The sequence below is a fragment of the Acidobacteriaceae bacterium genome (assembly GCA_035944135.1).
Taxonomy (GTDB): Bacteria; Acidobacteriota; Terriglobia; order Terriglobales; family Acidobacteriaceae; genus Granulicella.
On sequence record DASZBM010000004.1, the window covers coordinates 152,709 to 172,611 of the forward strand.

Here is a 19,903-nt window from a genome sequence, read left to right on the forward strand (position 1 = left end):
AGTCAGGGAGAGTTTCTCCATGTTGTCCCGGTTACTTCCAGCGTTTGTTCTGATGGCGCCGATGGCATTTGGCCAGGGGATTTTTGGAACGCCTACGGGACATCCGAGGGCGGGCGATGCTTCGCCCGATCTCGTGTTTCAGGAGGTGTTGAGTGCGCCTGCGGCTGGGTCTTCATCGTCGCCGAATTTGTCCGGGCAGGTAACGGTCCTGAGTTTCTTTCCGGATACCTCGCACAACCCTAAGCCTGTCGCCGACTGGAATGCGCGTGTGGATGAGTACGCGCAGCGGCACGTGCAGTTTGTGTGGATTACGGGCGAGGACAAGCGAACGCTGATGCCTGCCCTGGCGCGGCACCCAATTAAAGGATGGGTGCTGTATGACCCGGGCGGCGCGACGGCGAAAGCGTTCGGGCTCGATACTCCGGTGAATGTTTATGTCGGGCCGGACCGCAAAATCGTGGGGTTTCAGCAGGGCTATATTCCCGATGAGGCGACATTGAATGCGGTGCTCGAGGGGCGGATTGTTTTGGAACGGCCTACGCCGGCAACGATCACAACGTTTCGAGAGAACAACCTGGTGGCGCTGGATTCTGCGCCTGCCAGGATGCCGCGAGCGGAGGACTACCGGCCGCATTTGACGCCGTCTCACACAGTTCACATCACGCCATCGACCGCCAGCCAGCGCGGCAACTTTGGATCCGATGATTACTGGGTGCTTCAGGGAGTGACGTTAAAGGAAGCGATCGAGGAACTTTACGATGTGAGCTCAATCCGCAGCGAGCTGCCTGCAACTGTGAATACTGCGAAACGCTATGACTTTGCGGCGCTGCTGCCGCACCCGGAAAGTCGCGCGGCGATGAAGGAACGATTCAAGCAGGCGCTGCTGGAACACTTTCATCTGAGCGTCTCGCACGAGGGCCGGCTCACCAATGTTTATGTTGTGAGTCTCGAGCCGGGTCGCAGACCGCCGGTGGAAAGGACGAGTGAGTTTGGTTCGAGATCGTCGAGCGTTGGTCTTAGCGTGGCGGGAGGCTGGGGGCAGAGCGTGGAGGAGTTGAAGCCGGAGAGTCTCGAGGCCCTTTACAGCATTGGCGAGCGGGGAACGATGGACGAGCTCTGTCGCGATCTTGAAGGATCCCTGGATCGACCGGTTGTGAATGAGACGAACCTCGAGGGTCGCTATCGGATCGAAGTGCAGCTTCCCGCTGATCCGAAGGCCAGCTTTCTGACGATGCTGCGCGAACGGACCGGGCTGGTGATCCGTCCGGGGCAGAGAAGGATCACGTTCCTGAAGTTCAAGGCGGATGAGCGCTAGCGGTTCTTTCTGCTCGTGGATTTAGGTGCGCGCTCGGGAAGCTTGAGTCCTTTGCTGGATTGTTCCCATTCCTTGACGTCGACACCCTGCTTTTCCAGTTTGGCTTTGTTGGCTTCGAAGTAGCGGCGCTGCGCCTCGCTTTTGAACGGCATGGAAGGGCCCTCCTTACAAGTTCGACGCGCTTCCGGGTTTAAGAGGTTTGGACGTCTTGGTGAGGCAGAGGGTCTCGGGGTCCTTCGACTCCGCGCCACTTCGTGACGCTTCACTCAGGATGACAAGTATTTTGATCGATCGAGATCTCAGAGGGAGACAGCGAGTGATCCGGGCGATCGCTAGAAGAGGCGTTCGGCGCGGCGGAGGTTGCCGGCGCTGCCGATGTTGGCGAGGGTGAAGTTGAAGCGGTAGGCGTTCTCGTTGCGGACGGCGCCGAGCTCATACTTTCGGTACTCGACAGAGAGGCCGCAGCAGTTCCAGTTGTAGTTGGCCTGGATGGCCGCGTACTGGACGGTTCCGAGGTTGATGTCGAGGCCAGCGTTGGCGGCAAGGGCGAGGCCGGGGCGGTTGGGGTCGCCGAAGCCGCCCAGGACGCGCATCTGCTTGAAGTTCGAAGTGGGTGACCCGACGAGCGTCTGCTGGTCGTTGTTGTTGGTGTCGATGGTCTCGGTGTAGAAGCGGCCGGGCGCGTTGAGGAGAGCATAGGAGACGCCACCGAAGAATTGGCCCTTGCGGGCGTCGAAGAAGATGTTGGAGCTGGTGTACTTCTTGGCGCCGGTGTCGTAGTCGAAGTCCCACTCGACGTCGGTGTGGCCGGAGGTGCGGAAGCGCATGCGGGAGATGAGCGGGGAGATGTTGCGGGGCTCGGTGAGGAAGGCGATGCCGGAGAGGGAGAGCGTGCTGTCGAAGAGGTTGCGGCGGCCGTTGAGGACGGCGTTGCCGAAGGTGGGGTCGAAGAAGTAGCGCTGGGCGAGGCGCCAGGAGAACCACTCCTGTTGTTTGGGCGTGGTGGGCTGGTTGCAGTCGTCCGCTTTGGCGTGGGTGCGGGTGGGCTCCTGCGGGGCCTGCGCGGAGGCGTCGGGGATGCCGTTGGCGTCGGTGCTCTGGTCGGGCGTGGGATTGAGGACGTCAGGAAGCTCAGCCGGCGCGAGTTGAATGCCGGTGGTGGAGGTGGAGGTCGTCGTGGGGCAGCCGGGCTTTGGTTTGATGGCCTTGGTTTTGGGCCGGGAGTAGAGGTGCTGGGTGGCGCCGTACTCGAGCTCGTTGGTATCGGAGGCGAGATCGACGTCGTCGAAGCGGAGGATGGAGAGGAAGTTGTCGACGCCGTGGGTGATGCGATAGGTGAACTCGGGCTCGATTGTGTGGCGGATCTCGGTGCCGAAGAGGCTCTGCAGAGAGGCGGGGACCTGGAAGGTGCGCTCGATGGCAGGCGGCAGGACGTTGAGCTGGAAGTCGACGTTGGCGCGGTTGACGGGTGTGGTGAGTTCGATGGGCGGCTGGCCGGCGGTGTAGGGTGTCTGGCGGGAGCGGGAGTAGAAGGTCTCGCGGCCGGCGATGGATGCGAGAACGCGCCAGCCGTCGCCGCGCAAGGGGAGCGAGAGCTCGGGGCGAACATCGAGGCGCTCGACGATGCCCGAGGAGGTGAAGTTGGGTTGTGAGCGTTTGAGGCCGGCGACGGAGCCGGTGAGCGAGAAGAGGAGAGGCGTGTTGCCGAGGGGCCGGTCCAGTGTTTGGAGGTCGAGCGAGGGGACGTGCAGGATGTGGACCTGCTCGCCGGGCTCGTTGTTGATTGGGACGCGCTTGAGGCCCTGGTAGCGGTCGGCGCGGACGTCCATAGAGATACCACGGTTCTGGTCGACGAGGTAGCCGATGGAAGTGATGTCGGAGCTCACGGCCTGATTGAAGTTTTCGGTGAAAGCCTCGCGATAGACGTAAGAGCTTAGATATTCGGCGTCGCCAACCATGCGGGTGGTGCCCGTGAGCTGCTTGCGGAAGGCGGCAGTGACGTCTTCGCCGCCCTGGTTGGTGAAGGTGCCCCCGGTGGGAGTGAAGCCGCGGTCCTGCAGGGCGGAGAAGTGGGCCTGGAAGAAATTTTCGTCGAAGCCCTTGGCACGGAATGTGGCGGATTCATCCCAGCCGCGGAGGGAATAGTACTGCAGGCCGAGGGTGAGGTCGGCGGAGCGGCCAAGCGTCAGGTAGAGCTCTTCGCCGATGATCCAGCCTTTGGTGCTGGACTGGCTGAGGATGGGGATGAGGATGCCGCTCTGGCGCTGCTCGGTGTTGACGGGGTGCGTGGCGTAGGGGAGAAAGAAGAGCGGGAAGCCGAGGAGGTGGAAGACAGTAGCGCCGGCGCGCGCCTGGTCCTGATTGAGGGAGAGATGGCCGGAGGTCAGGAGCCAGTCAGGGCGCGGAAGCAGACAGGAGGTGACGGAGCCGTCGTAGATGTCATAGGTCTGCGGGCCGGTTTTGACGACGAGTTTGCCGGAGAAGAGGAATGGGTTGGGGGTGACGAGGCCGGTGCGGCCGGATTCGGTGGGCGTAGTGGCGGCGCCATGCAACCCGATGGAGCCGGTGACGTCGTAGAAGCGGCCTGTATTGGTTTTGAGGTTGTAGGTGGCGTGCTGGGCGGACATGTATTCGTCGTTCTGGCCGCCGGAGAGGCGCACGTGGCCGTTGAGGGTGAGCTCGTGGGTGTCTTCGTCGTAAGAGATGGTATCGGCGCGGAGGAGGTGGTCGGTATAGGTGACTTCGACCTGCGTGCCGCGGGTGGGGTCGCCGGCGAGGAGGTAGACGCTGCCGTGTTTGGATTGGGTGTCGGCGACCCAGGAGATGGTGTCGGGGGATTTTTCGGGGGGAAGCGGGGTGGCGCGGGGGATCTGTGCGAGGTCGGGCTGCGACTCGGGCGTGGGTGCGGAGGGAAGAGGTGTCGGATTCGACACCTGCGCGCTGAGGAGATGTGGATGAAGCGCGGGCGGCGTGATGATAGACAAGAATAGGACGGTCCGGCGCATCCGCGAACGCCAACGCACTCTCGTACGGGTTTTGATGGAGAGTGGGGCGCCGCAAGTCACAGACTTGAGATTAGACGATATGTTGCGCGCGAAGTTGTGACGCGAGCAACGGGTAACAGAGGCTTCGGTCATGCAGGGTTCGGTGGGCAGCGCAGAAATCGAGGGGATGGCGCAGGGATTGGTCGCAACGGGCACCGACGGTGCGATTTTTAATAGCAAGCCCGCGGCGCTGTTCGAAACAGGTGCGGCGTCTCTGCGCGAGGCTGCGGCGGCGCGTGTGGCGGCGCACCGGAGCAAGCGCGCCGGTGCGCAGGCGATGGACGCTGCGCGGGAAGAGGCTCTGAGGCAAGAGCACGCGCGGGTTGCAAGGGAGTCGCGGTACGGAGCCGCGAAGGTGCGCGATGCGGTGCGCGCGCGTTATGAGCAGTCGCAGAGCTACAGGGACTTTCTGGCGGTAGAGGCCGAACGCGCGATGCAGCAGGCGCGCGCCGAGGCGGAGGTTGCGGCCCGGAACGCGAAGGCGATTGCGGATGCGCAGATGCAGTTGCTGGAGGAGTTGCGGGAGGAAGAGAGCGCGGAGTCGTTTGAGGTGGCGGGGCCGGCGCTGGTGGCGTTCGAGGAAGAGCGCGGCGGGTTCGAGTGGGCGGAGCATGCGCCGGCGACCCCGGTGTTAGAGGAGCCTGCGGCGTGGGATTTTGCTGAGAGCGGGGATCTATTTGCTGAGCCGGATGCGCCGATCTCACCCCAGCGAACGAGTTTGCCGGGGACCCCGGTGCGGGAGATTTCGACCGGCGGGCTGACGGTGCGGATGTACGACGACGTTGGACTTTCGCCGATGCCTGAGCCGAAGGCACGGCCGCGGGTGTATCAGGACGAAGTCGCGTCGGAGGAGCTCGAGGAGCTGGAGCAGGAGATTGCGTTTCGGCGCGCGCCGGAGTTTGAGGATCACATTATCGAGACGCTGCCGCTGCCGGCGAACCTGATTGAGTTTCCGCGGGAGCTGGTGGCGACGAGGAAAGCCCGCCCGCGTCTGGCAGAAGGCCCGCTGCGCGATGAGCTGCCGGCAGAACCGCAGTTGCGGATTTTCGAGGTCGAGCCTGAGCAGATCTCGACGGAGCCGGTGGCTGCAGAGGAGATTGTGGCCGAGGCTCCGGTGTGGCAGGGGACGCTGCTGGATGCGCCGCGGGTGAGGGCTGTTGCGCCGGAGCGCGAGGTTGCGGTGGCGGCGGGGCTCGCGGACCTGGCGCCGATCTCTCGCAGGGTGATGGCGGCAGTGGTGGATGGATGCTGCATCGCGGCGGCGCTGGTGGGGTTTGCGACGGTGGCTGCGTATGTTTCGGGGCCGCGGCTGCAGGGTATGTCGAAGCCGCTGCTGGCGGGTGCGCTTGTCTTTACGTTTGCGATTGCGGCGCTGCTGTATCAGCTGCTGTTCTTCTGGCTGAATGAGGCGACGCCGGGTATGCGCTATGCGCGAATTGGGCTGTGCACGTTTGCTGAGGCAAACCCGACGCGCAAGGCGATGCGGCGGCGCGTGATGGCGCAAATGCTCGCGGTGGGGCCGCTCGGGCTGGGCGTGCTGTGGGCGTGGATGGATGGTGACCGGCTCGCGTGGCATGATCGGATTTCGCGGACGTATCAGCGGATGTATTAGGGGGCTGAACCTACCTACGCTGGAGGGTCGTCACTTGAGGGCGAAGGCTAGCCATGTACTTTGTTCCGTACAGATCACGTTGTTGATAGTTCTTGCGATCGGAAGCTCTTATGCACCGGCACAATCGGTTCCGGCCTCTCCTTCAGCTTCGAAGCTTGGTTTTGAGGTTGCTACAGTCAAGCCATCTCAAGCTGGATCCGGCCATGAAGATTGGGACAGTGGGGGTGATCAGGTCACGATCAGAGGGTATTCTCTACGAAAACTGATCAGAGCAGCGTTCAACCTGAAGAGTGATGCGCAGGTCGTAGGAGGGCCCGATTGGATCGGCAATCGGTACTTCGATGTCTCCGCGAAGATTGGCGATGAAGAGATGGCGGCCTTCAAGGGACAGGGTGACGGCGAGCAGCAGGCGGCAATTCAAACGATGTTGCAGGCACTGCTGATTGAACGATTTCATCTTCAGACGGCACCTGCCGAGAAAAAGCTACCAATGTTCGGCCTCGTGGTCAGTGGGGCGAAGGCAAAGCTGCGGCCCGATTCCACCAAGCCGAGAAGCCTGTCGATTCGTAACGGACACCTGGTCGGCGTCGCGGCTTCGACGGCGGAGCTGGCCGAAAGTCTGACTCGAATGCGGGAGATTGGCGACCGGGTGGTCGTCGATCAAACCGGTTTGAGCGGAACTTACGACTTTGACCTCGACTGGACTCCGGACCGGGGTGCCGGGATTTCACCGGAAGCTGTCAACCCGGGCCTATTTACAGCTCTTCAGGAGCAACTCGGTTTAAAGCTCAAAGGCGAAGAAGGTCCCGTTCCGGTCGTGAAAGTGTTAGTGGCACAAATTCCAAAGTTCGATTGAACCAGTGCCAGATGGGGGCAGCCGACTGGCTGCTAGGATGGTCGCAACTTTATGCGACGTTCCAAGCAGGTGGTGGCGCCGATTCTTGCGTCGGCAGCGGCAGTTTTGTTAAGCGGGTGCCGCTTCACGGATATGCAGCGGTGTGTGGATGAGAACAACCGCGTCGTGGACGCGAATGAGTGCAGGACGCAGACGACCGTGGTGCCGGGTGGGCACTTCTATCGCTGGTATTACGGCGGTGGCGGGAGTTATGTGCCGGGGACGGTGGTCACGGGCGGAGGGTATGCGCCGGAGAGCGGGCACAGCTACTCGGTGACGAACGGAACCGCGCGCGGAGGGTTTGGGTCGAGCTTTGGCGGCGATGGGGCTCACGCGGGCGGCGATGGAGCGGGTGAGTAGATGCAGCGACATAGCATTGCTCCGCGTGAGGGATGGCAGAAGATCGTCGAGCAGCAGGGGCTGACTTTCCACACGCCACAGGAACCGGCGTTTCATTCACCGCAGAGTGCGCCGGGTGTGGGGAACGAGCGGCCGTATTGGGATGAGAGCGCGTGTTATGAGTTCACGGCTGCGGAGATCGATCGCCTGGAGGTGGCGGCGAACACGCTGCAGGAGATGTGCCTGGCGGCGGCGCAGAAGGTGATCGACGAGAAGAGATATGCCGAGCTCGAGATTCCGGCTGAGGCTGTGCCGATGATCGAGTGGGCGTGGAATGAGGAGCCGCCGGCGATCTATGGGCGGTTCGATGTGCTGTTTGATGGGAGTGGGCCGCCGAAGCTGCTGGAGTACAACGCGGATACGCCGACGTCGCTGGTGGAGGCGGCGGTGATCCAGTGGCATTGGTTGAAGGATCTTTATCCAGAGCGTGATCAATTTAATTCGCTGCATGAGCGGCTGATTGCGAAGTGGAAGGATGTGGATGCGTATGTGTCGAAGCCTGTCTATTTCGCGAGTGCGGATTTTGCGGAGGACCGGCTGACGATTGCGTATTTGCGCGACACGGCGGAGCAGGCGGGGATCAAGACGCGCGAGCTGCTGATGAGCGAGATCGGATGGAACGAGCAGCGCGGGTGCTTCGTCGACAACGAGAAGTATGAGGACGCGATCCGGGCGATCTTCAAGCTGTATCCGTGGGAGTCGATGATGGAGGAGCGGTTCGCGGAGCAGTGTCTGCGGACGTACAAGCAGATGCGGTGGATCGAGCCGATCTGGAAGATGCTGCTGTCGAATAAGGGGATTCTGCCGGTGTTGTGGGAGCTGTATCCGGGGCATGAGTTGTTGCTGGAGTCGCGATTTGTGGATGCGTCGAGTGCGTGGGAGCCGGACGCCGGATGGGTGCGCAAGCCGATGCATTCGCGTGAGGGCGCGAACATCACAATGAAGCTTTCGGATGGAAGCAAGATTGAGACGGCGGGTGAGTATACGAACCGCAAGATGGTTGATCAGCGGCTGGGGCCGGAGGTGAAGTTTGATGGAAGATATCCGGTGCTGGGACTGTGGATGATCGACCAGGAGTGCGGCGGGATGGGGATTCGCGAGGATGCGGGAAGAGTGACGGGGAATTTGTCTAGCTTTGTGCCGCACTATTTTCGATAGCGCCGTGAAAGGCCACGCCACCCGGTTTTGAGGTGGACAGGATGCATGAAACTTATGGCGCGATAAACCGCGGGGGCAGTCTCGTACACTGAAGGGACTGCGCCAACGCGCTCCTGGAGCTGCCTTGAAGATCGTTCTCGCTGAAAAAGTCTCGCCTGCAACGCTTGCCATCTTTCAAAAAGAGCCGGGCTGGAATGTCGTGACGGCTGACAAGATCGCTCCGGGAGGACTGCCGGCGGAGCTCGCGGACGCGGACGCGCTGGTAGTGCGGAGCGCGGTGCAGGTGGATGCCGAGCTTCTGAGGCATGCGCCGAAGTTGCGGATCATCGGGCGCGCGGGTGTGGGTGTGGACAACATCGATGCGGAAGAGGCGACGCGGCGCGGCATCGTGGTGATGAATACGCCGGGCGCGAACGCGGTGGCTGTGGCGGAGCTGACGCTGGGGCTGATGATCGCGATGGCGCGTAGTGTGCCGCGCGCGAACAGCGGACTGCACGCGGGCAAGTGGGACAAGAAGAGCCTGCAGGGAAGCGAGCTGCGCGGGAAGACGCTAGGCATCGTTGGACTTGGGCGCATTGGGCTTGAAGTGGCGCGGCGTGCGAAGGCGTTTGGGATGAATCTGCTGGGCTATGACCCATTTGTGGCGCCAGTGATTGCGCGCGAGAACGGCGTGACGCTGGTGCCGATCGACGAGATTTTTTCAGAGAGCGATTACCTGTCGCTGCATGTGGGGCTGACGCCGCAGACGGAAGGCCTGATCAACAAACACTCGATCGCGATCATGAAGCAGGGCGTGCGGATTTTGAATTGCGCGCGCGGCGAGCTGATCGTGGACGAAGCGCTGGTGGAAGGGCTGAAGAGCGGCAAGGTTGCGGGCGCCGCGCTGGATGTGTTCCGCAAGGAGCCGCTGAAGGATTCGCCGTATTTTGAGCTGGAGAACGTGATGTTGAGCCCGCACATTGCGGGGTCGACGGATGAGGCGCAGGAGGCGATCGGGATTCAGCTGGCGAACCAGGTTCGCGATTATCTGAAGCTCGGCGTGGTGCAGAACGCGGTGAATGTGGCGTCGCTGAGCGAGGAAGAGTATGCGGAGGTTTCGCCGTACATCGAGATGGCGGCGCGGCTCGGGCAGTTGCTGAGTCATGAGGCCGCGAATGGCGGCGCCGATGGGATGGGCAGCGTGGAGTGCATCTCGCTGACGTACAACGGCCGGCTGGCGCAATTGAAAACTGACTTGATTCGCAATGCCGCGATTGCAGGTGTGCTGCACGGAGCGGATGGGATCAACCGCATCAATGCGGCGGCTGCGGCGCAGGAGCGCGGGATCCGGGTGCAGGAGGACAAGCGCGAACAGGTCGCGGGCGGCACGGGATCGACGCTGCGGCTGTCGCTGCACTGGGTACGCAAGGGCGCGGCGACGCCGGGACATCAGGCCGGAGCACATCAGGGCGACTGGACGGGACTGGCGACCGTGATCCATGGGAATTCGCCGCGGCTGTTGAGCTATGACGGCATTGATATTGAGGCGGAGCTGGCGGGAACGCTGGTGATCATTCGCAACCAGGATGTGCCCGGCGTGATTGGGCGAATTGGAACGATTCTGGGCGAGGCGCGGTTGAACATCGCCAACTTCGCGCTCGGCCGCAGCCGTGGAGGGCGAGTGCCGGAGGGTCACGCGCTCGCGCTGGTGCAGTTGGACACCGCAGCAGGGGATGAGCAGGCGCTGGCAGAGGCGGTTGCGGAACTGCGCAAGGTGGACGCGATTACGAGCGTGCGCGTGGTGGAGTTACCGAAGCTGTAGGAGCGGTAGCTCATCGATCAAAAAGCAGATCCCCTCCGGGGATGACAACAAGAAAAGCGATGTGGCAGCCGCGATAACAGTATCGGGGTTTCCTGTAGACTTTAGGTGACGGCCGCCTACGGCTGGCCAGGAAACCTCCCCAATGCAGAAATCAGTACGCTTCTCCAGTTTTGTTCTTGCAGCTTCCTTGTTTGTGCTCACCGGATGTCATCAGGTGCAGCAGAATGGCGTTGTCGCGACGGTGAACGGGCATCCGATTCTCCGTACCGATCTCGACAAGCTGTACAACGCGCAGCTCGCGAGCAATCCGCAGGCGCAGGCGCAGGCATCTTCGACGGATCAGGCGGATGCGCTGCGCCTGAACATCCTCAAACAGTTAGTCGTGGAAGAGATCATGGAGCAGCACGCCCAGAAGCTGGGGCTGACCGCGACCGATGCTGAGGTGGACGCGAAGATCTCTGAGCTCAAGGCTCCTTATACCGAGGAGCAGTTCCGGCAGAAGCTGCAGCAGAGCGGACAAACCATGGACAGCCTTCGGCGGACGGAACGGCGTGTCCTGACCTTCGACAAGCTGCTGAACAAGGAGATCAACTCGCGCATCACGGTGACGGATACGGATGTGGCGAACTATTACAACCAGCACAAGGCGGAGTACAACCTGATCGAGCCGCAGTATCACCTGGCGCAGATCCAGGTGACGGACCAGTCGGCCGGGCAGGTGAATAACCTGCAGAACAACAAGGCTGGAGGGGATGCGGATGCGCGCAAGAAGATCCAGGCGCTGAAGAATCGCATCGACGCAGGCGAAGACTTTGGCTCGATCGCGATCCAGTTTTCGGAGAATCCGAATACGGCGCCGAACGGCGGCGACATGGGATTCATTTATGAGTCGCAGATGAAGCAGGCGACTGACCCCCAGACGTACGCGGCGATCACGAAGCTGAAGCCGGGCGAGACGACGGAGATTCTGCCGCTGCTGGATGCGCAGACGCACAAGCCGGCCGGGTATGCGATCTACAAGTTGATCAGCAAGGATGCGGCCGGGCAGCGGGATCTGAGCGACCCGCGCGTGCAGCAGTCGATTCGCCAGCAACTTCATGATAGCCGCGCGAATCTGCTGAAGACTGCGTACTTCGAGATTCTGCGGGACGAGGCGACGGTGCGGAATTTCTACGCGCAAGAGGTCTTCAAGGAGACGGCGAAGTAGGTGACGCCTGCGTTCGTGCGGCTGTTGTTGGCCTGTGCATTGTTTGGAGCGGCCCTGCTGAGCGGATGCCACAGACTGGCTCCGCCGACCCCACTGGATCAGTTGAACGCGCAGCAGATGCGCGGGCATGCAGTGTTCCGGGCGCGCTGCGGGCAGTGTCATTACGATCGCGAGGACGGTTCTCTGCACGGGCCATCACTGCGTGGGATTTATAAGAAACCATACCTGCACAGCGGAGCTCCGGCGAACGATGATCGCGTGACGGCAGCGGTGCTGCATGGACATGGACTGATGCCCGGCCAACCGAATATGGATCCGCAGGATCTGGATGATCTGCTGGCCTATCTGCATACGCTGTGAAGTGGTTAGTAGTGAGTGAAAAATGAAAGAGACGCCGAAATCGCGATTTGAAGATGTCAAAGCTGCGCCGGCGGAGGATAAGGGCTTTCGCGCGCGGAAGCTGCCGGGCACGCCTGCCGGCGAGGCTAAGGGCATGCTGCCGGGCATGGCGTTGATCGGCATGTACCTGCTGGTGCTGGCGATGTTGAATGCGTTCGCGGCGGCACGCGGAAGCTACGGCGCGGGCGCGGCGAAGTACAGCATTCTGGCGATTTGCACGCTGCTGGCGATTGGTGTGTTCGGGCTGCTGCGGCTGCTGCGGTGGGGATGGGCGATTGTGAGTGCGGGCTGCGTGCTGATGGCAGCAGGATATTTCTATGGGTTTCATCGCACGCATATTGCGCCGTACATCATTCAGGGGTTGTTTGCGCTGGTGTTCTTCCTGTATCTGAGCAGGCTAGAAGTGCGCGAGCGGCTGCGTTGAGTTGGAAACGCAGAAGACGGATCTAATTGCCGCAGGAGAAATAGATACCCCAGGGGCTAGAGCCCGCTTTGCTCTCTTGCGTTGAGAGACCCAACGCTGAAGCGTCGGGCTACCTGGAAGCGAACGGCTGATACAACTTGAGCATGAGCCAGAGATGGAAAAGGCTGCTGGCGTTCGGAATCATCTACTTTGTCTGGGGCTCCACGTACATCTTCATCCGCTGGGGCGTGGAGGAGGTGCCGCCGCTGTTATTTGCGGCAATACGGTTCTTCACGGCCGGGCTTCTGGTGCTTCTGTGGATGGCGGCGCGACGTGAGCCATGGCCTGGCAAGCGGGAGTGGGGATCGATATGCCTGCTCGCCGCGCTGATCTTTGTGGGGGATTACGGGCTGTTGTTCTGGGCCGAGCAGAAAGTGGCCTCTGGGATTGCAGGCGTGATGATGGCCACGATTCCGGTGTTCATCGCGATTGCGGAGATTCTGCTGCTGCGCACACAGCGGATGACGATGAGGCTTGCGGCTTCGCTGGTGATTGGCCTGGCCGGTGTCACGGTGCTGATGAGCCACTCATTCCACCTCGGCAGCGCGCCGATCAGTACCGTAGGCGCGCTGGCGTTGATCGCAGCGTCGATTTTCTGGTCGGTGGCCTCTGTCATGACACGCAGGTTGCCGCTGCCTTCGTCGAAGGTGATGAGCGCGGGCGCACAGATGCTTGCAGGCGGAGTGATGCTGGCGGTTGTGGCGGTGGTGTTGGGCGAGCCGGGAAGGTTTCACGCCGGCGAGGTTTCGGGGCGTGCGTGGTTCGCCCTGTTGTACCTGATTGTGATGGGCTCGCTGATTGGATTCACGGCGTACATGTGGCTGATTCATCGCGAGTCGCCGACGAAGGTGGGCACGTATGCGTATGTGAATCCGGTGGTTGCGGTGTTGGTCGGATACGTTGTTGGAGGCGAGCCGCTGGGCGCGCGCACGATTCTGGGGATGTCGCTGGTGTTGGCGAGCGTGCTGCTGATCACGCTAAGCAAACGCACGAAAACTACGGAGAGCCGCGAGGTGAGAGTGAGCAGCGCGGGCTAGAATTTAGGTGTTTTGCAGCCGGTTCTGTCGTGAGGCCGGGCAAATTTTCGATTGACAGCGACCGGGGACGGGCTTAGCTTTCTATCGCTCGGCAAGTAGTCAAATCCAAATTGATAGCGGGTGCGCTATGCGATTGCTCTGCGTCCGTTCTTCTGCCGATCGTTCGATCGATCCCCCAACCCTGAAATCTCAACGCAGCCGACACTTGCGGAGGATGTTCTCCGTGCTGCTGGTGCTTGTCGCTGCAGTTGCGGCGCAGGCGCAGAACTACACGAAGATTGTTGTGTTTGGAGACTCGCTCTCGGACACGGGCAATGACTTTGTTTTGTTCACCGATATAGGGTTTCCGTTTCCGGCACCGTATGTGCTTCCGCCGCCGTATGGGTACGCGCTGAATTACACGCTGACGCTTTTCACCGACGGCTCGGATACGACACCGCGAGCAATGAACTATTTCGGCGTGTGGATTCAGCAGATGGCGGCAGCGCTGCCGGCGCATCCTGCGGTGACGGCGTCGTTATGGGGCGGAACGAATTACGCGTATGGGTACTCGAATACCTTCAGCGGCCAATCCGAGCTAAATATTCCGGACACGCCGTACACGGTGTATGTCGATAATGTTGGTCAGCAGATCGACGACTATCTGGCGACGCATCCGAAGATCGATAACCACACGTTGTTTGTGGTGTGGGGCGGAGCGAACAATCTGACGGAGGCGGTGGGCGCGTCGGACGCGGCGGGGCAGATCGTGGATGGGGCAATCACGCAGGTCGGCAACATTCAGCGGCTGATTCACGCGGGTGCAACGCAGTTCCTGATTCCAAATCTACCGGACCTTGGATCTATACCGCGGTTCAACATGTCGCCAACGGACTCGGCTGCGTTCCATGACGCGTCGGTGTTGTACAACACGACGCTCGACGCCGGTGAGACACTGCTGCCGATCTTCAATTTCACGCGGCATCTGTCGATACACAAGCTTGACGTGTACTCGCTGCTGAAGGAAGTTATCGCTTCACCAACGAGCTACGGACTGCTGAATGTGACGGATTCTTCGCAAGGTACGCCGGTTGATCCGGATACGTACCTTTTCTGGGATGATCTGCATCCGACCACGCACGGGCACAACCTGCTGGGCCAGGCAGCGCTGGAGACGATCGAACCACGGGGGTGCCTGGTGCTGGTGGCGCCGGGTGAGTATGTGGGTTCACCGGCGCCAGGGTGCAGGTAGGTTCCAGGTTCTAACGATTGGCTGATGGTCGTGTAGAACGATGTAGATGGGATTAGTTCGTCGTGTGTGGTCGAGTCCGGTGGCGCTGCTGGTGGTTGCGGTAGCGCTGCTGACGACGATCATTCAGTCCGGCGAGTTGGGCACGGCGGACACGACGCGGCGGCTGCAGGTGACGCATTCCCTGTGGACGCCTCAGCCGCAGGTGCCGCAGGCAGATTATCCGGAGTTTGGCATACCGGGACGCGGCGGCCGGCTGTACGCGTGGTACGGGATTGGGCAGTCGCTGCTGATGCTGCCCGCGGATGTGGTGGGCACGGCGGCTGCAGATGCACCGTGGTGGCGCGGGTATCAGGAGAGCGGAGCGACGCCGCGGATTCGCGCAATCGTGGTGAGCGCGAGCACGAATGTGCTGTTGAATGTGCTGACCGCGCTGGTGGCGCTGCGGTTTCTTGGGCTGCTGGAATTTTCGCGTGCGCAGTCGTTTGCGGGAACGCTGGCGCTGATTGTCGCGACGACTCATCTGCATTATGCGCAAAACATGCAGGAGAACAACTACATCTTTCTGCTGACGCTGACAGGGATGTGGCTGCAGTTGCGCTGGGCGGACACAAGCGAGCGCAGGTGGTTGTGGTGGGGCGCGGGTGCGCTGGGACTCAATCTGCTGACGCGGTTGACGACGGCGCTGGATGTGATCGGGGTGGCGCTCTTTCTGCTGCTACTGGGCGTGTTCGCGCGGCGCGACGGATCGCCGCGCGCGGAGCTGCTGAGCGCCAGAAGAGTGAAGGAATATCTGCACACAGTGCTGCCGGTGTATGCGGCGTTTTTGTTTCTCGACCGGCTGTATCAGTTTGTGCGGTTCGGATCATGGACGAGCACGTACATGCGGCTGCAGTCGAACGAACAGATCAAACATGAGCCAACCCTGCCGAAGAACTTTCCGTTCAGTGGGCATTGGTTTCAGGGAGGAGTTCACTCGGGTCTGCTGGGACCTCTGTTTGAGCCCGAGAAGTCGATCTTTGTTTTCGATCCGCTGTTCGGGATGGCGCTGCTGCTGACAGCGCTGTTGTGGCGTCGGATGACGCCGGTTCTGCGTGCGTATGCGGTTGCAACTCTGGTGCTTTTAGCCGCATACATGGTGCTGTATGCGCGGTACTTTGCGTGGGCGGGAGACTTTGCCTGGGGCGACCGGTATATCTCGAGCGTGGTGGAGATGTTCGCGATGCTGGCGGTGCCGCTGCTGATGCGGTACCGGCATGAGCTGGGACGCGGGGTGCGGGCGGTTGGATGGTGTGTTGTTGCAGCGAGCGTCGTGATTCAGGCGGCATCACTGGCGTTCTGGTTGCCGGTTGAGATTTATCAGATTGATGCGATGCACCACGATGCTTGGACGGTAGCGCTGCGGTTTCGCAATATCTGGACGCTAATGTCGGGCAGGCCGATGCTGGCGGGAGTCGATGTACCGGGAGCGCTGGGCGATTCCTTCGATGAGCTGCATATGCGAGTGTGGAACTTCATGCCCGCGCTAATGCGGCATGTGGGCGTGGCTCCGCTGTGGGTGGTGCGGCTGCTGGATGCGGTCTGGGTAGCCATGGCGGTGGCGCTGGTGTGCGTGGTCGTGAGACTGTGGCGCACGTTGAGCGTACCGGCTCCGCAAGCTGGATAAAGCGGGACTTACTGGCAGGCGCTGTTGCGGGCTTTGGGGAAGGCGATAAACGTGATCGTCGCCGGTGCAAACTGTTCAACTCCGCCGGATGCGGCGACAGGTTTGAGGTCGGGGAGTGCATCGTTCGCGCCAAGCGCGAGGGGTGTGCTGTTGAGCAGCAGGCTCTGGCCTTCGAGGTGCGGTGCGGAGAGCGTGTAGCGCTCGCCACCGGCGGGAAGCTTGAGGGTGTGCGCGGCTTCGCGATCGTTCTGGATGACCAGCAGCGTAACTCCGCCGGGCTGATTCACCATGCAATGCGCATAGACGTGCAGGCCATGCTGCAGCGGAACGCCGGAGTCGAGGACAGTGGCGCCCATCAGCCTGTGCCAGAGCAGGGCTGCCCAGTAGTTGGGCCGAGGAGCGTAGGTGTTCTCATCGAGAAAGCCATAGTCGCTGGCAGCGAGCGTGTTGTGCATATGGGCCTTCACGCCTCCCTTGGCGAGCCGTCCGAGCTGATCGAGGTAGCGGAAGGTATCGAGAAAGGTTGAGGCCCAGGGGTCGCCTCCGCAGGCGGTTTCGGCGGTTTCTGTGATCCAGAGCGGCTTGCCCGGAGAGAAGCTGTCGCGCTGCTGACGATAGAAGTTGAGGATGTCATCGGTGCGGGCGAGCCACTCTTCCGAGAGAGCGATCTCGCGGGAGCTGTGCGGCGCCGCATCCATGCTGGCGCAGCGCTGTGAGACGCCGGAGTACGCGTGATACGAAAAGACGTCGATCTCGTCCGGGGTCATGGCGGCGAGGAGCTTCGGGGTAGCGAGGAAGCCGGGCATCTTGGAGCCTAGGTCGCCGGCGGGGACAGCGGATTCGCCGACTGAGCCAGGACCGGCAAGAAGTGTGCCCGGCGCGTGCTCGCGCATGAAGGCGGTGAAGACGTGGACGTCGCGGCCATACTGCGCGGCGTCGTAGTCTTTGGGCGCGCCGCCCATCATGGCAAAAGTAGGTTCGTTCATATACTCGGCGGCGGCGATGTGGCCGCCGAGTGAGTTGGTCAGGTCGAGGAAGCGTTGCGCCTGTGTGGTGGTCCAGAGACCGTTCGCGTCGCGCGTGCCAACGCTGGTGGCGAAGGAGGTGACCAACTCTGCGTCGACGGCGTGTGCGAAGTCGATGACTCCCTTCCACTGTTCGCGCGTGAGGATGCCGTTGAATCCGGCGGGTGGCGTTGTGATGGACTCGCCCTCGGCAGGCAGGTAAGTGCTGTTGGCCCAGGTGCCGCTGACGCGGATGTAGGAAGGCCCGAGGGCAGCGGCGAGCTTGCGCAGCCGCGGGTTGGAAAGATCTTTCGCTGGGCGATAGGCGAAGAGATCAGGATTCATGCCCGCGGAAGCGGATCCTGCAGGGGCCGGAGCCTTCGGTGCAGTCGAGGCGGCGCTGTAGGGCTTCCAGAAGCGACCGCCGGTGATCTCCAGCATTTCGATGTTGTAGGACTGGAAGCGTTGGTCGACGGTTGTGAGTTTGGCCAGACTCGATGGTGAGACGGAGGCCGCGCTCTGCTGGGCTTTGATGGGCGATAGTGCGATGAGGGCCAGAGATGTCAGGGTGCTGAGGGAGAGCTTGGTAAGCATTGGCCTCTCTTCGCGCGCGGTTGCGCCAGACGCGCGATTATAGCGCTCAGAGAGTGACCGTTTGGAACGGAGCTGGTTAGTGGCCGGACGAAGAAGGCCACTCCGGGCTGGTGAGCACGGCTGTCCAGATGGGACCTTTATCATAGAGCGCGCCGACCATTTTGAGGAAGGTCGGGACCTCGCCGTTCATGGCCCAGATCTGGATGTCGGAGGGCTGCTTGCCGATGACGGGCGCGATCACGCCGGCGATGCCGCCGATTTCGATGTGGATGTTGAAGCGGTTCGCGGTGCGGGGTCCGCCACCGATGCGGAATGTGTCGCGACCATCGGGTTTGATAGAGAGCTTGACGACGCGGGGCTTCGGCGTGCCGGAGATATACGAGACCTTCATCTCCGCCGCCTGTGGGGGGAAGTTTTCGATCACCAGCGCGAGCAATCCGTTGGCGAGGTCGGGAGGAAGGTCCATATGGTCGGTGTGGACCTCGTGCTTGCCGTCCTTGTCCTCGTGCCAGGTCACCTCGCCGCTCGAGACGTTGAAGGCGATGTCGATGGGTTGCGGGAAGGACGGGCCTCTCTGGATGTGGTGATCGCTAATCAATTGGATAACCTTCTCCCGGCGGAAGACGGTGATCTCGTCGTCGATGGAGCCATCGCGAAAGTGAAAGACCAGGCGGGAGTGGACTACGTGTCCATTGACGAGGTTGATCTCATCCCCAACGGCGATGACCTTGCCTTCGGCGGACTTAAGGAGAAGAAAAGCGTGACTGGAGCCTTGCTTGTGTCTCGCCTGGATGGGCTCGGCGGCGGCGTGACGGCACGCAGTGAGGCAGAGGGCAAAGACGAACGCCCACTGAGAGAAAAACATGAAGCTGAACCGTATGCGAATGTCTGTTCCCGCGTGACGACGACCCACCGACGAAGCTCCCTAAACTGCCCTAAGACAGATGCTGTTGATCGTAAGCAGGATGCGTCCAGGAGTGCGACGGAGGGGCGTATTGCCTGAAGGCTCTACAATCGAGAGAGGATATGGCTCCGCTGATTCAAGCCGATGAGTTGGTGCAGATTGATCTCTCGCCGCGCAAGCCGGCGCCGAAGCCCGAGTGGCTGAAGGCGCGGGCGCCGATGGGCGAGACCTTTCACTCGCTCAAGAAGCTGGCGCGGGATCTGAACCTGCACACAGTCTGCGAAAGCGCGCACTGCCCCAACATTGGTGAGTGCTGGAACCACAAGACCGCAACGTTCATGATGCTGGGCAACTTGTGCACGCGGCGGTGCGGCTTCTGCGCGGTTCCGAAGGGCAGGCCTGAGCCGATCGATCACTCGGAGCCCGAGCGTGTGGCGTATGCGGTGGCGTCGCTGGGGTTGAAGCATGCGGTGATCACCAGCGTGAACCGCGACGATGACAACCTGGGTGCGGCGCTGGCGTTTGTGAATGTGATCAAAGAGATTCGGCGGCAGGCTCCGGGGTGCCAGGTCGAGGTGCTGACGCCGGACTTTCAGGGTGTCGATGAGGCCCGCCGGATGGTGGTGGACGCGCGGCCGGAGATCCTGAACCACAATATCGAGACGGTGCCGCGGTTGTATCGCGTGGCGAAGTCAGGCGGGCGGTATGAGCGGTCGCTGCGGTTCCTGGAGGCGGCCAAGACCGAATCCAGCGCACACGGAGACGGCCCGATCTTGACCAAGACGGGCATCATCGTCGGCATGGGCGAGGAGATGCACGAGTTGCTGAGCGTCTTCCGCGACCTCGCGGACCGCAAGGTGGACATTCTGACGATCGGCCAGTATCTGAGGCCCAGCCGCGACCATCTGCCGATGGCGCGGTTCTACACCCCGGATGAGTTCGCTTTCCTAAAGCATGAGGCGCTGGGGATGGGCTTCCGGCACGTGGAATCGGGACCGCTGGTGCGTTCCAGCTACCACGCGCACGAGCAGGCGCAGTCCACCGGCCTGGCGTAATGAGCTTTTCGAGCTGACCCGCCCGCCGATCCAAAAAATATTTTTGAAAATCGTGGCCCCTTTTGCGAGGCGTTCTCGCTTTATCGAGTGAAGGCGTTAAGAGACGCCGCCGTTCGAAGGAG

Annotated in this window: 17 protein-coding genes; 13 read left to right on the forward strand and 4 right to left on the reverse strand. The window is 61.6% G+C overall.

What is annotated here, in order from left to right; all coding sequences use genetic code 11:
• The first annotated feature begins 19 nt into the window (after positions 1 to 19).
• A complete protein-coding gene (locus VGU25_10730; GenBank protein ID HEV2577675.1) occupies positions 20 to 1,315 on the forward strand; it encodes a TIGR03435 family protein in 1,296 nt (431 codons plus the stop codon).
• Here the strand turns inward: VGU25_10730 and VGU25_10735 are convergent.
• Both VGU25_10735 and lptD read right to left on the reverse strand, forming a co-directional pair.
• Positions 1,312 to 1,467, reverse strand: a complete 156-nt coding sequence (locus VGU25_10735) for a hypothetical protein (protein ID HEV2577676.1) — start codon at positions 1,465 to 1,467, stop codon at positions 1,312 to 1,314. The two genes, VGU25_10730 and VGU25_10735, sit on opposite strands and share 4 nt — an antisense overlap.
• A gap of 180 nt (positions 1,468 to 1,647) precedes the next feature.
• Positions 1,648 to 4,299 (reverse strand): LPS assembly protein LptD, encoded by a 2,652-nt coding sequence (lptD, locus tag VGU25_10740; GenBank protein ID HEV2577677.1) that lies wholly within the window; start codon positions 4,297 to 4,299, stop codon positions 1,648 to 1,650.
• A 151-nt stretch (positions 4,300 to 4,450) separates the two neighbouring features.
• On the opposite strand from lptD, the gene VGU25_10745 reads away from it, so the two are divergent.
• From VGU25_10745 to VGU25_10795, 11 genes are all read left to right on the forward strand, one after another.
• Complete coding sequence (locus VGU25_10745) at positions 4,451 to 5,971, forward strand: RDD family protein (GenBank protein ID HEV2577678.1); 1,521 nt, start codon at positions 4,451 to 4,453, stop codon at positions 5,969 to 5,971.
• 34 nt (positions 5,972 to 6,005) lie between these two features.
• Positions 6,006 to 6,827: a TIGR03435 family protein gene (locus tag VGU25_10750; GenBank protein HEV2577679.1), complete on the forward strand. Its 822-nt coding sequence runs from the start codon at positions 6,006 to 6,008 to the stop codon at positions 6,825 to 6,827.
• Between the two features lie 51 nt (positions 6,828 to 6,878).
• The gene (locus VGU25_10755; protein ID HEV2577680.1) at positions 6,879 to 7,226 is read left to right on the forward strand and encodes a hypothetical protein; all 348 of its coding nucleotides are present in this window, start codon (positions 6,879 to 6,881) and stop codon (positions 7,224 to 7,226) included.
• Positions 7,227 to 8,423: a glutathionylspermidine synthase family protein gene (locus tag VGU25_10760; protein HEV2577681.1), complete on the forward strand. Its 1,197-nt coding sequence runs from the start codon at positions 7,227 to 7,229 to the stop codon at positions 8,421 to 8,423. It abuts the gene before it with no gap.
• Between the two features lie 124 nt (positions 8,424 to 8,547).
• A complete protein-coding gene (serA, locus tag VGU25_10765; GenBank protein HEV2577682.1) occupies positions 8,548 to 10,224 on the forward strand; it encodes a phosphoglycerate dehydrogenase in 1,677 nt (558 codons plus the stop codon).
• 142 nt (positions 10,225 to 10,366) lie between these two features.
• The gene (locus tag VGU25_10770; GenBank protein ID HEV2577683.1) at positions 10,367 to 11,431 is read left to right on the forward strand and encodes a SurA N-terminal domain-containing protein; all 1,065 of its coding nucleotides are present in this window, start codon (positions 10,367 to 10,369) and stop codon (positions 11,429 to 11,431) included.
• On the forward strand, positions 11,432 to 11,791 hold the full coding sequence (locus VGU25_10775; GenBank protein ID HEV2577684.1) for a cytochrome c: 360 nt from the start codon (positions 11,432 to 11,434) through the stop codon (positions 11,789 to 11,791).
• 22 nt (positions 11,792 to 11,813) lie between these two features.
• Positions 11,814 to 12,254 (forward strand): hypothetical protein, encoded by a 441-nt coding sequence (locus VGU25_10780; GenBank protein HEV2577685.1) that lies wholly within the window; start codon positions 11,814 to 11,816, stop codon positions 12,252 to 12,254.
• Positions 12,255 to 12,397: 143 nt separating this feature from the next.
• Positions 12,398 to 13,330, forward strand: coding sequence for an EamA family transporter (locus tag VGU25_10785; protein HEV2577686.1), 933 nt, complete (start codon positions 12,398 to 12,400; stop codon positions 13,328 to 13,330).
• Positions 13,331 to 13,553: 223 nt separating this feature from the next.
• Entirely contained in the window at positions 13,554 to 14,561 is a 1,008-nt protein-coding gene (locus VGU25_10790; protein ID HEV2577687.1) for an SGNH/GDSL hydrolase family protein, read from the forward strand.
• A 46-nt stretch (positions 14,562 to 14,607) separates the two neighbouring features.
• Complete coding sequence (locus tag VGU25_10795; protein HEV2577688.1) at positions 14,608 to 16,224, forward strand: hypothetical protein; 1,617 nt, start codon at positions 14,608 to 14,610, stop codon at positions 16,222 to 16,224.
• Between the two features lie 8 nt (positions 16,225 to 16,232).
• Here the strand turns inward: VGU25_10795 and VGU25_10800 are convergent, their stop codons facing one another.
• Positions 16,233 to 17,822 carry a hypothetical protein gene (locus VGU25_10800; GenBank protein ID HEV2577689.1) on the reverse strand — a complete coding sequence of 530 codons (1,590 nt, stop codon included), beginning with the start codon at positions 17,820 to 17,822 and terminating at the stop codon, positions 16,233 to 16,235.
• 76 nt (positions 17,823 to 17,898) lie between these two features.
• The gene (locus tag VGU25_10805) at positions 17,899 to 18,735 is read right to left on the reverse strand and encodes a hypothetical protein (protein HEV2577690.1); all 837 of its coding nucleotides are present in this window, start codon (positions 18,733 to 18,735) and stop codon (positions 17,899 to 17,901) included.
• A 113-nt stretch (positions 18,736 to 18,848) separates the two neighbouring features.
• Here VGU25_10805 and lipA point away from each other — a divergent pair, with 113 nt between their 5' ends.
• The gene (gene lipA, locus VGU25_10810; GenBank protein ID HEV2577691.1) at positions 18,849 to 19,781 is read left to right on the forward strand and encodes a lipoyl synthase; all 933 of its coding nucleotides are present in this window, start codon (positions 18,849 to 18,851) and stop codon (positions 19,779 to 19,781) included.
• Positions 19,782 to 19,903 lie beyond the last annotated feature (122 nt).